Source organism: Paenibacillus pinihumi DSM 23905 = JCM 16419 (genome assembly GCF_000422505.1).
Lineage (GTDB): Bacteria > Bacillota > Bacilli > Paenibacillales > Paenibacillaceae > Paenibacillus_D > Paenibacillus_D pinihumi.
Window position 1 is genome coordinate 651,891 of the sequence record NZ_KE383865.1, and the last position, 13,768, is coordinate 665,658.

The 13,768-nt window shown below is 44.9% G+C and carries 13 protein-coding genes and 1 tRNA gene; 10 read left to right on the top strand and 4 right to left on the bottom strand.

Translation table 11 applies throughout. From position 1 onward, the window contains the following. Positions 1–16 precede the first annotated feature (16 nt). Together H583_RS0123265 and H583_RS0123270 are read left to right on the top strand one after the other, a co-directional pair. Positions 17–862, top strand: a complete 846-nt coding sequence (locus tag H583_RS0123265; protein WP_028562575.1) for a sugar phosphate isomerase/epimerase family protein — start codon at positions 17–19, stop codon at positions 860–862. A gap of 151 nt (positions 863–1,013) precedes the next feature. After that, positions 1,014–1,097, top strand: a tRNA-Leu gene (locus H583_RS0123270). A gap of 368 nt (positions 1,098–1,465) precedes the next feature. Here the strand turns inward: H583_RS0123270 and H583_RS0123275 are convergent. After that, complete coding sequence (locus H583_RS0123275; protein ID WP_028562576.1) at positions 1,466–2,518, bottom strand: hypothetical protein; 1,053 nt, start codon at positions 2,516–2,518, stop codon at positions 1,466–1,468. 235 nt (positions 2,519–2,753) lie between these two features. Between H583_RS0123275 and H583_RS0123280 the strand changes: the two genes are divergently transcribed. Next, entirely contained in the window at positions 2,754–3,569 is an 816-nt protein-coding gene (locus tag H583_RS0123280) for a stalk domain-containing protein (RefSeq protein WP_028562577.1), read from the top strand. Between the two features lie 62 nt (positions 3,570–3,631). On the opposite strand, the gene H583_RS0123285 is transcribed toward H583_RS0123280, so the two are convergent. Continuing rightward, a complete protein-coding gene (locus H583_RS0123285) occupies positions 3,632–4,123 on the bottom strand; it encodes a hypothetical protein (protein WP_028562578.1) in 492 nt (163 codons plus the stop codon). Between the two features lie 232 nt (positions 4,124–4,355). Between H583_RS0123285 and H583_RS35590 the strand changes: the two genes are divergently transcribed. Continuing rightward, a complete protein-coding gene (locus tag H583_RS35590) occupies positions 4,356–4,586 on the top strand; it encodes a hypothetical protein (RefSeq protein WP_028562579.1) in 231 nt (76 codons plus the stop codon). Here the strand turns inward: H583_RS35590 and H583_RS0123295 are convergent. Beyond that, positions 4,579–5,964: an MATE family efflux transporter gene (locus H583_RS0123295; RefSeq protein WP_081667451.1), complete on the bottom strand. Its 1,386-nt coding sequence runs from the start codon at positions 5,962–5,964 to the stop codon at positions 4,579–4,581. The two genes, H583_RS35590 and H583_RS0123295, sit on opposite strands and share 8 nt — an antisense overlap. 374 nt (positions 5,965–6,338) lie before the next feature. Here H583_RS0123295 and H583_RS0123300 point away from each other — a divergent pair, with 374 nt between their 5' ends. The 4 genes from H583_RS0123300 to H583_RS0123315 all read left to right on the top strand — a co-directional run bounded on the left by H583_RS0123300 (position 6,339) and on the right by H583_RS0123315 (position 11,011). Then, positions 6,339–7,517 carry a NupC/NupG family nucleoside CNT transporter gene (locus H583_RS0123300; RefSeq protein WP_028562581.1) on the top strand — a complete coding sequence of 393 codons (1,179 nt, stop codon included), beginning with the start codon at positions 6,339–6,341 and terminating at the stop codon, positions 7,515–7,517. 113 nt (positions 7,518–7,630) lie between these two features. Beyond that, positions 7,631–8,557 carry a DUF2268 domain-containing putative Zn-dependent protease gene (locus tag H583_RS0123305; protein WP_028562582.1) on the top strand — a complete coding sequence of 309 codons (927 nt, stop codon included), beginning with the start codon at positions 7,631–7,633 and terminating at the stop codon, positions 8,555–8,557. Beyond that, the gene (locus H583_RS0123310; RefSeq protein ID WP_028562583.1) at positions 8,532–9,299 is read left to right on the top strand and encodes a MerR family transcriptional regulator; all 768 of its coding nucleotides are present in this window, start codon (positions 8,532–8,534) and stop codon (positions 9,297–9,299) included. Before H583_RS0123305 ends, H583_RS0123310 begins: the two co-directional genes overlap by 26 nt. Before the next feature lie 497 nt (positions 9,300–9,796). Continuing rightward, positions 9,797–11,011, top strand: a complete 1,215-nt coding sequence (locus H583_RS0123315) for an MFS transporter (RefSeq protein ID WP_028562584.1) — start codon at positions 9,797–9,799, stop codon at positions 11,009–11,011. A 63-nt stretch (positions 11,012–11,074) separates the two neighbouring features. Here the strand turns inward: H583_RS0123315 and yidC are convergent, their stop codons facing one another. Beyond that, positions 11,075–11,884, bottom strand: a complete 810-nt coding sequence (yidC, locus tag H583_RS0123320) for a membrane protein insertase YidC (protein ID WP_028562585.1) — start codon at positions 11,882–11,884, stop codon at positions 11,075–11,077. 628 nt (positions 11,885–12,512) lie between these two features. Here yidC and argC point away from each other — a divergent pair. Further along, positions 12,513–13,457: an N-acetyl-gamma-glutamyl-phosphate reductase gene (gene argC, locus H583_RS0123330; protein WP_028562587.1), complete on the top strand. Its 945-nt coding sequence runs from the start codon at positions 12,513–12,515 to the stop codon at positions 13,455–13,457. 36 nt (positions 13,458–13,493) lie between these two features. Continuing rightward, positions 13,494–13,766, top strand: a complete 273-nt coding sequence (locus H583_RS37670) for an AraC family ligand binding domain-containing protein (RefSeq protein WP_281170137.1) — start codon at positions 13,494–13,496, stop codon at positions 13,764–13,766. The last annotated feature ends 2 nt before the right edge of the window (positions 13,767–13,768 follow it).

The window sequence follows — 13,768 nt, forward strand, 5'->3', positions numbered from 1 at the left end:
GGAAGGCGGGATCATTTTGTCATACTTATCAGTCAGTACCTGGAGTCTGCATCGTTTATTGGGGCCGCTGCGCTGGACTATCTGGGATGAGGAGACGGGCACACACCGTACAACACAGCAGGATCAGCCTGAAGTGATGACATTGCTGGAGCTTCCGCAGGAAGCCGCGGCCCGGGGGTTCAAAGCAGTGGAGATTTGTCATTTTCATTTCCCGTCCGTGGAACCGGAATATTGTGCCCGGCTCCGGGAGTCATTCCGTGAGGCAGGGATTTCATTCGATACGCTGCTGCTCGATTACGGTGATTTAACTTCGGGCAATCCTGAACGAGTGGAGTCTGACCTGGAGCTGATGCGCAATTGGATAGAGACAGCATCCCGGTGTGGTGCCAGACAGATTCGTATTGTTGCTGGGGAAGCTGAACCGACAAATCAAGCTGCGTTGAAGCAGTCTGCCCGTTTGTTTGCTGAGCTTGGGTATTTTGCAGCAGACAAGCAAGTAAGAGTTGTAACAGAAAATTTCAAAGCGCTTACTTCGACTGGAGAAAATTGCCTTGAACTGCTTCGCGTTGCGGGGGACGCGGTTCGAATAATTACAGACTTCGGAAACTTCAAAGGGCAAGCAAAATACGTCGAGCTGGCAATGACTGCACCATATTCGGTATCGGTGCATGCCAAGCCGCATTACGATGAAAACGGGCATCCTGATCAGGAGGAGTTCGAGCGTTGCCTTCGTGCAGTGAGTGCAGCGGGGTATCGGGGGCCTTATGTGCTGATCTATGACGGACCAGGTGATATGTGGGAGGGATTGGAGAGAATTCGGGACATTGTCGAACCGTTCGCGTCGAGTCATGGCTCGTTGTAGCGGAATGGGCAGTAAAGCCCGCCAGATACTGATCCACGGGTTTTACTGCCCATTGAAAAAAATCAGATTAGGGGTTGACAGTCAGTTTATATATTAGATATACTATAAAAGTCGCTTGAAGGAAATAAATTATGTACTTCAGCAATAACACGCGGTCGTGGCGGAATTGGCAGACGCGCTAGATTCAGGTTCTAGTGTCAGCAATGACGTGGAGGTTCGAGTCCTCTCGACCGCATCATACCCTACAATCAAACTCTTCTTCGGAAGGGTTTTTATTTTTGCGCTATACAGCACTGTAATGATAGTTGAATTGAAGTTTCAGGTAAGGATCAGTCCGGAGATGTTGTTGTTTCGTAAGTTGTACGATAAAAAAAGATGCCGGGCTGGGAACTGACACATTGGCGTCGAGCGCCATATAGTCCATAACTCATGAGATCACGCCCCATTGCGTGCCTGCACGTGCAAAATCACTGGCCGGCTTGCCGCCTACTTATATCAGCAACGGCAGCATTGCATGTATACCCCGGATATCATCATTTGTCCCCAATGTTTCGGAATGCACATTATTCTCAAATCCGTTCACGATCGGGGCTGCTTACAGTTTTATGAAATGATTCGGGCACCAATGGCCAAGGGAGCACTGGAGACAGCAGGCACAACAACCTGGAATGATTCTGATACGGTGGAATTGCCATTCACGCCTACCTTCAGGATATCAAGTCCATACCACCCTGAAATATTCCCCCACTCATTGGTTGGCGAGTAGCGGTAGCCAATTCCGTTGTAGTAAAGACAAGGAAACAATGATCCGCCTGTACTTCCGATGAAAATTCGATACTTGCGATAAGAATTGCTGTTATTATAAATAGGCAAAGTAACATTGATTTGCTGCCCGTAGTTCCCCAAAACTCCACCTGAAGCTAAACCGCTATAGTCCGCTACCCAAGGAACATCCGTTCCATTGAAAGTATCCCCTGCAGCTGCAAGTGTATAATATCTCCCTTTAGAGTCAGTAGGGGATAGAGCATTGAAAACCGTTGTATTCCAATATCCGCCTTGACCGATACCGCGAACCCGGTTCGTTCCATCTACAGCTGCAGCAGCATTTCCATTTCCAGAATTAGAAATGTAGGCCAAATCCCAAAGGGTTACACTAGCATCACTGTTATCATTAGCATTTTTGACACTTACTCGGGCTATGATGCCAAACACGCCACCGTGAGGAATCTGTCCTTGTAAAAATATATTTCCGTAGCCTCCTGGTTGGACCGTTACAGAGAGCGGGGAATTCATGCTTGTGTTCCAAAAAGACAACCAGGCATTCGAATCCGGTTGCACGCCTGCATATTTGGTAGTTCCATAATTAGATGAGGTAATTCTTACAGGGAAAGCGTTTGGATTGTGAATAAGAATGCAGTTCGTAAGTGCTGATCCTGTTTTGTTAGAATGCCAAGTATAGATTTGGCCTGTTCCTTTAACCGGTGCCCGGTTCAGATAATAGCCGCTATCTGCTGTCGCGGTATTTAAGACGGATTCAGGATTGTTGGAGTAAAAGAAGAACCCCCCTGAAAGGCTGGTCGTACCCGTTCCGCGAGGAGCCGGGCTATCGTATCCAAATAAAAATGGGGAACTATTATTAATCACAACTACACCCATCTTCATCCCTCCATAACAATGAATTGAATTGCAGTGCCATCTCAGTGCAATATATGAGAAGTGTTTCTTAGATTCTTGGAGGAATAACATAAAAATTAAAAAAAAGGCAAACGGCATATGTTTTGGGGCGGTAAATAATAGAGCAGGAAAGCTGACAATGCCAAGATATTCTTGCATGTGCAACCATTTCAAAAAAATGGCGTCTTTATGTATAGATTAAATTCTGGAGGTATATATGTTGAAAAAATGGATGTTCGCTTTACTGGCTTCGATGGTGCTGACTGTACCCGTTTTTGCTGATTCCAGCTATGCAGATCCTGCAATGATTCAGTTGAATGACGGGAAGCTGGAGAATAACCGGCTAATGATTCCATTGCGGGTTGTATCGGAGCAATTAGGTGCAAAAGTGAACTGGGATCAGCAAAGCAAAACGGTGACCATTTTCAAAGATCATACCACGGTAAAGCTGACTCTGAATTCGACGCAAGTACAGGTAAATCAATTGACGGTTACGCTGGATGTACCTGCTAAATTGTATAATGGATCACGGACGTATGTTCCATTGCGGTTTGTCAGCCAAGCGATGGGAGCGGAAGTCAGCTGGAATCAGCAGGCGCTGCAGGCAACGATTCAAACAACAGAAAAAAAGATTGTCATTGGTATGGAACAGGGGAAAGTCGAGGTGCCATCGTCCAAGCGGATTACAGAGCAACGGGCAAAAGTTATTGTTGAAAAGTTGAACGAAGCAACCAACATTTCCTCTATTAAGCAAATTCGCTCGTATTTTAGTCCGTATTTCACGGATAAATTTATCCATACAATAATTCAAAATAAGGGACTCGCCTATGATAGCAAATTTACCCGTATTTGGCCCTCGGCCATTTCGTATAAGGACCAAAACACAGCAACTCTGATTCAGTCCACAGAGCCGGATTCCAAGTATGGCACGAGCCAAACCTTATATCGCAAGGTGACGCTTGTGTTCACATCAAAGGGCTGGAAAGTTGATGGAGTCTCATTCGAGCTTGTTGATGAAATATTAAATCCATAAAGAAAACCAGCTCATTTAACAAATGAGCTGGTTTTCTTTTATCCGTTAGCTTGAGACGCCAATTAATCAATCATATGTATGAACCATTCCCCTTGTTTATTTGGTTGAATGGCATAGAACATTTTTACATCCTCAACTGTCCCTGCTGTTGTATCCAGCCGTTGTCCGATAACAGTAATGTGAACCTCATGCTCGTTAGGCAAATCGTATTTCATGCTTTCGATATCTGTAAACTTATATTGGAATTGGTCACTATAATAAAATTTCATGGCATCTGCTAAATCTTCATTTACAAACCCGGAGTTGTAAAGTTTGTGGTCATGCTCAATCAGAGCGGCAAGATTGTTCTTGAGCACATCAAGTGCAGGGAGATCGCTTTCAGGCAATTGATTCTGATACGATTCCAGATTTATCGATAATTCTGCTTTAAAATTAGTTGTATTCTCCGGACGACTCTCTGTGTTCGCAGCCATTTGTGATTCTGGATTACCCCCGCAAGCCCCTGTGAAGACCAAACCGCTTAATATCACGATCATCCCGATTAATTTCACCATCTAATCCCACCTTTATGAATATATGTTGATTAGACGGGAGGAAGGATGAATAGGTTTCAATTAGCAATGTTTATCTTTGCTGTTGACAAATAGCCGACAAAATCAAATAATGATAATAAGTAAACAAAAAAGTTTACTAAGTCTAAGAAAAATGGAATAGTCAAAGCGAAGCTGGCTCACAATGCAAGCTGACCGCGATTCAGGATTGGGATGTATCAGGGAGGGAAATATTTTGAAACTAATCGTAACGGATGCTGCTGTGAATTGTTTCCGGGAAGAATGGGATTACCGTGAGGAAGACAATGTGCGTATTTATGTAAGATATAGCGGCGGTGGAAGCTATACACAAGCATTACGGCTTTATCCCCGAACCGGAAGTGGTTATTATGAAGGAATATTATATCAAAAACTCCGCTTCTTCATTGAAGCGGAGTTTTTGGCATTATTCGCCCGTTTTATATGAGACGGTGCTGATACCATTTCGTTCCCCGGAAGCGCCACAGGAAGATGGCGCCGCGTACGCCCCATTCAAGACTCATTGCCAGCCAAACGCCAATCAGTCCATAACCCAATGAGACGCCCAGCACATAACCAAGGCTGATTCGGAACAACCACATCGTCAGCATGGAGGTAATGGAGGTGAATTTGGAATCCCCGGCCGCCCGAAGAGCGGCTGGAAGGATAAAGCTGATCGACCATAGCGGTACCTGCAGTACCGTTGACATCAGCAGCAGCCAGAAAATATCGTCAATGATGTCTGCTGGCGGACTAAAGATACTCACCAGCGGGTGAAAGAACGGCATGAGAACGATGCCAACGAGTGCCAGAGCGCCTGAGCCCAGCCATAGGAAAGCCTTAATGAACTTGCGCGCATCTTTGACATCGCCCCGTCCTATGCACTGTCCGACTACGGTCACAATCGTTAGCGACAAGGCGGACGCCGGTATCTGGAACACCATCGCGAGCGATGAAGCGATCGCATTGGTGGCAATGGCATGCGTTCCCATCCCGACAATAAATACTTGTGTCAGCAGCTTGCCGCCATTGAAGAACATCTGCTCCATGGCAAACGGGACGCCAATAAACAAAATTTTGCGCAGCATGGACATCGGCACATGAAACAGATCGCGAATCCGGACATGAAGCGTAGCATCCCATTTGAACAAATAAATGAGTGCAAGAGCTGCTCCTGCAAAACGGGCTATGTTCACAGCCAGCGTCATGCCCAGCACACCCATATGCATAAAATTGATCATTACAATATTGAGCAGGACATAGAGCAGATTCATGATAAGGGATAAAAACAACGACGCCCGCGTCTTGCCAATGCCGCGCAAAGAGCCGCAGACGGCCTGAACGATTCCAAGCCCCACATACGAGATACAGCTTCCGATCAGATAGACTTTGGCGTCACCCAGTACCTCCGGGGTCGCGGAGCCGAACAGCAGGCCGAGTACCTGGTTGTGCAGCGCTATAAGGAGGAGGCTGATGATGAGCGAGATGCCGGCGACTGATGTAATGCTGCTGGCTGTGGCGCGGGAGACCATCAGCGGATTTCCGCTCCCTTTATACTGTGCAACTACCACGGTTCCGCCTGTTGCAATCGCCACAAATACGTTGATCATGAAGACATTAAGCGAATCCACCATGTTGACTGCACTGACCGCATTTACGCCTGAAGAGGAGATCATCGCGGTATTCAGCAAATTAAGTCCGATAATGAATGCCTGATCAATGAGGATCGGGAGGAATAATGCGATGATTTTGCCGGAATCCATCGAATCGCCGCTTAGAAATTTGTCTAGCCATTTTTGCACAAGCATTCGCCATTTGTACGCCATTGCTTTCATCACTTCTTTGTTTTTATTGGAAAATCGAAAAAACTCTTCACTTGAAGAGCTTTTTCAAAAAAGGTATGCCGTTTCAGTAGAATGAAGCTTATTCCGTTCAATTCGCCTCTCTAAAAGTGGCAGTGCTAGTTTGGAGGATACCACCATGCGCTCCATCTGTCAATCAGCTTAGGCATTGGATTGCTTTTTCAAAAAGGAGGTGATCAAATGATGGCGAGACAAAAATTCATTTTTGGGAGGTAACGCTAATATTATTAGCCGCTGGGAATTGGAACAAAGAGTAAAAATAAGAACAGATGCAGATACTGAAATTTAATGATGCTTTTCGAACTCCATATACCCGGAAATGAAAGGATAACTCAACAATGAGGATAATCATTGGCATTCTAAGTCTGCTGGTGCTTTTTGGCCTTTGCTATGTCACAAGCAAGGACAGAGGCCAAATCCGCTATCGACCGATATTTGTTATGATCGCTTTGCAGCTTGTACTGGCATTTGCCCTGTTGTATACAGGCATAGGGTCTTTTTTGATTCAAGGCTTCGTATCTGTATTTGAGCGGTTATTAAGTTATGCGGGAGAAGGGGTAGATTTTGTTTTTGGCGGAATGGCCAATCCGGATGCCCATCCGTTTTTCCTTAACGTGCTGCTGCCTATTGTGTTTATTTCTGTTCTGATCGGGATTTTGCAATATACGAAAATTCTGCCGTTTGTGATCCGGTATGTAGGGCTTGTACTGAGCAAAGTGAACGGGATGGGGAAATTGGAGTCTTTTAATGCTGTTGCTTCCGCAATATTGGGACAGTCTGAGGTGTTCATCTCGGTAAAGAAGCAATTGCCTTTGCTATCGGAGAAGCGTCTGTATACGCTGTGCGCTTCCGCAATGTCGACGGTTTCCATGTCTATTGTCGGAGCTTACATGACGATGATCCGGCCTGAATATGTAGTTACAGCTCTTGTTCTGAATCTGTTTAGCGGCTTCGTAATTGTTTCGTTGCTCAACCCTTACCGGGTGTCTAAAGAAGAGGATGTTGTGATGATGCAAACTGTAGAAAAGCAGTCCTTCTTTGAGATGTTAGGTGAATACATTATGGACGGATTCCGTGTGGCAGTTGTGGTAGCTGCGATGTTAATTGGATTTGTGGCTTTAGTCGCCCTGATCAATAACATTTTCAGCGGGATTTTCGGATTATCGTTTCAACAGATGCTTGGTTTCGTCTTTGCGCCATTCGCTTTTCTTATTGGCGTGCCCTGGAAGGAAGCTGTTGATGCGGGAAGCATTATGGCTACCAAACTGGTAACCAATGAATTTGTAGCGATGCTTGAGCTTGGAAAACAAACCGAATTATCCGCCCGCACAATTGGAGTTGTCTCGGTATTTCTCGTGTCCTTCGCAAACTTTTCATCCATTGGAATGATTGCTGGCGCAGTGAAAGGGCTGAATGAGAAACAGGGAGACACGATTGCCCGTTTTGGGCTGCGGCTGCTTTATGGTGCGACGCTTGTAAGCTGGCTATCGGCTACGATTGCCGGATTTTTTATTTGAGTTTCAGAGCTGTCCCAAAACCGCAGCGTGAATGCTGCGGTTTTTTGTCTTGACTGTAACGTAACGTCATCGTGGATAATGAAATTTAATTATTAACAAAGGCGGTGGAAAGTATGAAAATAAGAGCTTTACGCTCAGATCAAATTTATCGTAAGGTAGTACAGGCGCCACAAGAGCAGAAGACAGAATTATTCAGACATGAAATGCTGGCTCCGTTCATGAAGAAGTGGGAGATTCAACAGATTCCTTTTCAAGCGGCAGAGCCCGGGGGATTTGATGTGATGACCTTGCATAATATGATGGGCATCCCGCCAGAAGGGATGACTAATAAGATTTCAACCGAATTGGAGCTCATTTCGTCCGAGTCCTTTTGGGATGAGTGTGAAGCGGCTGTGAAGACCAGCCTTGAATTATTTACAGCGAATGGCGTAAACCTCCGTGTCTCCGATTATTTGTTCACGATTCTGCTTGGGAGTCCGGGCAGCCCTGCATTAATGCTCAATGAAGGATATAGTGGTGATGGGGGAATTCCCGGATATATGTTGTGCACGCTTGTACCCAATGAGTACACGATGCCCCGAATGAAGGCCGCCTTAGCCCATGAATGCAACCATAATGTTCGTTATCAATTTATTGGGTGGGATTATACCGTTACATTAGGTGAGCTGGTTGTAAGTGAAGGGTTGGCTGAAAACTTTGCTACTTCTATTTTTGGGGAAGAGCTGCTCGGCCCTTGGGTATCGAAAACAGATGCAAAGACGCTGAATCAGCAAATTAAACCTGTGCTCAAGGACCAATTGAAACGAACAGGCTTTGATCAAATTGCACCGTACCTTTATGGGGACGAGTTGGCAAAGCTGCAGCATTTTACACCCGTCAATATTCCTTATTGTGCAGGCTATGCCTGTGGATATCATTTAATCAAGTACTATTTAGAAAAAACAGGGAAAACGATCTGTGAAGCTACAATTACTCCAGCCAATCTCATATTAAAGGAAGTAGAAGGGTTTTGGGATGAAGAAACCGTTATTAGCTGTTAAAGACATTGTCCAAATTACAGGCATTACAAAAAGAACTTTGCATTATTACGATAGAATCAACTTATTAAAACCGACTTTCATAGCGGAAAATGGTTACCGGCTCTACGGTCAGGACGGTTTAGCCAGACTCCAAACGATTTTATTTTTAAAGGAAATGGATTTTTCGCTAAAAGAAATAGAGGAAATATTGAAGCTTCCAAAGGAAGGGCAGCAGCAATTATTAAGAAGACATAATCAGACGTTGCTGTTAAAAAAACAAAGATTAGAAACCATAATGACTGCACTAGATGAGTATGTGTCAGGGAAGGATGTCTACAACCTGGGTGTTTTTAAGCATTCATCTATATTGCCCTTGCAAAAACAATATGCCCATGAAGCCAAATTAATCTACGGAGACACAAAAACATACAAGGAATTTGAGGAAAACCTGGAGAACCTCTCTCCTGATGAACAAGCAAGCTTATTTTCGGAATTTGAACAAAATATGGAAAGCATATTTAGAAAAATGGCAACCTGTGTGCACCAATCTCCTGCTTCCGATGACGTGCAGCAATTAATTACAGCGTGGAAAAGTGTTCTCGGGCAAACGATTGGATGTGACTCCGAAATGTTAACCTGTATTGCAAATACGTATAAATCCGATCCGCGATTCCAAAATTATATCAATCAATTTAGCGATGAAAACCTGGCTGAATTTCTGTATCATGCGATTATGCATCATATCAGTCAAATGAAGAGCTAATGCCCCCCTCATACAAGGGACTAACAGCAAGCAGGGTGAGTATAACGATTCATTTACCATTCCTTTATTAGTTTTTGAATGTTCGGAATCCACCAAAAAAGCGGCAAATAAACATGAGTTCATTTGCCGCTTAGGGTTCGAATTTACCCCGGAATGCCCCAAAAAAATAAAACACGCTTCATTCAGCACGTTAACATAGTTCATCGCACTATGAATAAAGGCTTCTCATAACCAGTTATAATATGAGTGAGTTAAGAACAACAAATCTCTCCTTGAGATCAGATGCCTTAAATTAAAAGGATCGTTGGCTAAGGAGTTAATAATATGGAAGGATATTGATTTATATAGAATCCGGCATTTGGGAAAGAGAGACCAAGAAAATGACTCGACACTTATAATCAGCTATGATATTATTCTGAAGTTACCGCCAGAAGCAGGCGGTCATTTTTTTGTGGGTATTTTGAACAAACATTCAGTATAAGTTGGAGGATAATTAGATGGATTTATTATTCAAAAATCGGGGCGCTATGCTGCTTCTGATGTTAAATTTATTTTTGGTCTTTGCCGGTATCGGTCTGGTCATTCCGGTAATACCAAAATTCATAACCATGATGAATATCAATGGAACGATCGCCGGATTGCTGGTTGCTTCCTTTGCATTTACGCAGCTGGTTTTCTCTCCGCTTGCGGGACGGCTGTCCGATTCCTTCGGGCGCAAGCGCATGATCGTCGCCGGAATGTTGGTCTTTGCCTGTGCCGAGGTTATATTCGGTGTAGCGGAATCTGCTGCGCTGCTCTTTGTATCCCGGATGATGGGCGGCATTAGCGGCGCACTGATTATGCCGGCAGTCATGGCCTATGCGGCGGATGTCACGGCCGAGCAAGAGCGTGCCAAGGGGATGGGATTTATTAATGCCGCGATTACGACAGGCTTCATCATTGGCCCCGGCATCGGGGGGTACATTGCCGAATTTGGTATTCGCGTCCCTTTTTATGCTGCCGGAGTTGCCGGTCTGATTGCTGCAATCATTACTGCAGTTGTACTGCCTGAATCTCTGCCGTCCATTGTGAAAGAGGATGAGAACAGCAAAAATGCAGTGTCCAAACCGGAGCCGAAAAAGAGTCTCATTCAGCAACTGCGTTTCGCTTACCGCGAGCCGTATTTTATCAGCTTAATCATTGTATTCGTCATGTCATTTGGACTTGCCAACTATGAAACGGTATTCGGTCTGTTCGTCGACCATAAGTTCGGCTTCACACCGAAGGATATTGCCTTTATTATCACCTTCGGCTCCATTGCAGGAGCGGTGGTTCAGTTAACCATTTTCAGCTGGATTATAAACCGTTTTGGCGAGAAGCTCGTCATTACGCTCTGCCTGCTCGCTGCCGGGCTGTTCGTCCTGTTGACTTTGTTTGTTCATCAGTACTGGCTGATCTTCGCCGTCACCTTTATCGTATTCTTGTCCATCGATATTTTGCGTCCGGCTATTAGCACGCAAATGTCCATGGTTGCACAAGAACAGCAGGGCTATGTGGCCGGACTCAACTCCGCTTTTACAAGCCTTGGAAATATTATCGGGCCGGCAGCAGCCGGACTGCTGTTCGATATGAATGTGAACTACCCGTATGTGGTTGCCGGAATCATCCTGATTCTGTGCTTCGGGCTTACACTTGGCACAGGAAGCAAACGCGCACAGCGTGTCCGGACTTAAAGAAATGCAAAAAGGACCTTCACCCTAACGGATGAAGGTCCTTTTTGCAATTGTTCCTGCATGCTATTTTGACAAGGTGTCCAGCTTTTGCTTCGCTGGCTTGGAGTACATCTTATGCAATACAATGGTTTGAATAATAATGAAAATGCCTCCCACCGACCAGTAAAGCGGCAGTGCCGCTGGCATGGCAAAGGAAATGGCACCCATCATAATCGGAGACAGCAGCCCAATGAATGCCATGGGATTGTTTTGTCCGGGTTGCTGCTGGGCAGCGATGGATTGCGACACGCGAAATTGCACAAAATATACAGCGGCTGCAATGAACGGCATTATTTTGTCCGGATGGCCAAGGCTAAACCAGAGAAAGTCATGTGCGGCAATTTCCGGTGTGCGCTGTATAGCATAGTAAAACGCAAGTGTAATTGGCAGCTGCAGAAGCATGGGCAGACAGCCCATATTGAGCGGGTTGACTTGATGCTTCTGATACAGCTGCATCATTTCCGTTTGTTTTTGCTGCTGCTTCTCCGGACTTTTAGCGTTTTTGTACTTTTCCTCAAGTATCTTGAGCTCAGGCTGAAGCACCGCCATTTTCTCTCTCATGTTTGCCTGCTTTTTGCTGGAGTTCATCATGAGCGGCATAATGGCGAGCCGGATAATGAAGGTCATCAGCACGATCGACAGGCCGTAGCTTCCGTCAAACGAATTCGCGAAAAAAGTAATCAGCAGCGAAAATGGATAGATCAGATAGTGGTTGAATATACCCGGCGATTCGGCATTAATAGGATTATGCGGGTCTGCTGCCGAGCATCCGCCAAGTATCAGAATCATCATCATTAGGGCGAGCAAAGTAAATAAACGTCTTTTTGATTTCATGTAAATCCTCCCTGTTTGTTGTTATACAACTAACAAGGGGAGAATAGTCTGTATCATCGTCAGGCGCTTCCTTGCGCATTATAGTACGGGAAATCCAGCGATGCATGTGCGTAGGCAGTATCAGTCTGCCCGGTACAATACAAATAGCGTCAGTATTGGCATCCTTATAGTTCCATTGGATTCCCTTCGCAGACAGGAGCATGAAAGGAAGGAACGCAAGAGACAAGGCAAGTCCGATGGAAAAGAAAAAATGGGCCAGTTCAATATAAAGTTCCAACCGGTTCACCTCCTTATGCTAAATGAATTATATCACGCCAAACTGATGATTCCTAGTGAACCGCAAGGCCGGAAACATGATGAAGATATGGTGCAGCATCCAAAAAACCGCCCTGCTTCCAATCAAAGGAGCGGGTCGGTTCAAGACCAATGCTGTCACTTCGGAAAATTCGGGCCATGGCGGATAACCGCTGGCAAAAGTATGCTTTGGGGCAGTGGCAGGAAGCAGGAGACCTGTCACTGCCCCTTTTTGACCTCTTGAAAAATAGGAAGGGCAAATCAACAAAGAATTGAATTAATATACTTATAAATGTATAATTATTCAAATACATAAATGATAGGGAGTGTGAAAATGAAATATAAAATATTTGTGGATGGGCAGGAAGGGACGACAGGCTTGAAAATCCATGATCACTTATCCAAAATTCCTAACATAGAAGTAATGAAAATTGAGCCGGAAAAGCGAAAGGATTACGAAGTCCGCAAGGCGTTAATCAATGAAGCTGATGTCGTATTCCTTTGCCTCCCGGATTTTGCTTCCAGGGATTCCGTCTCTATGGTAACTAATCACAAGACCAAAATAATTGATGCAAGCACTGCTTTCAGGACTAACAAGGAATGGACATACGGATTGCCGGAATTAAATAAATATCAAAGAAATAAAATCAGGCATTCGTCCAGGGTGTCTGTCCCGGGATGCCATGCGACAGGGTTTATTTTGGCCATGCACCCTTTAATATCTGAAGGAATCATACCAAGCGAATACCCTGTATCTTGTTTTGCACTTACGGGATACAGCGGCGGAGGCAAGAGTCTGATCTCCCAATATGAGAGTTCAAATAGAGAAGAGCTTTTCGCACCACGGCCATATGCGCTTCACCTGGACCACAAGCACCTCCCAGAAATGCAGCTATATTCAGGGCTAAACTCGGCCCCGCTGTTCACTCCAATTGTCGGGAACTACTATCAAGGCGATGCCGTGACGATTCCCCTCTTTCCCGGCATGTTCTTAAAGCATGTCACGGCCGGAGATATTCAGCAACTGCTGGCCTCTTACTATAAAGATGAACGTTTTATCCGGGTTATTCCCTATGACTCTGGTGCATATTTGGAAGAAGGTTTCTTCAATCTCATGCAATGCAATCATACGAATAATTTGGACATCTTTGTTTTTGGTCATCAAGATCGCATATTGCTTGTCACCAGATTTGATAATTTGGGGAAAGGGGCTTCGGGTGCAGCCATTCAAAATATGAATATTATGCTTGGTTTTGAAGAAGGGACAGGACTAGAGTAAACATGTTCGATCAGAGGACAATCTGTCACACTACTAATTGGGAATGATTATCATTATGTAGACTGGCGGTTTGAAGCCAGCGATTATCTTGTACGGGATCAAAATGAATATTTCCGGCTTATTCTTATTGCTACTGGAGAAGGAAATTTGGAGACAAAAGGCCGGGGACACCTGATGGGGCCGGGAAGTTGGTTCATACTGCTGCCGGACATTTCGTATGTGATGCTTCCAAAGGATGGAACCGGTATTGCATATTATGAGGTCAACTTCGAGACGTGGATGAAAAGCGTCCTATTGCAGACGGAATGAAA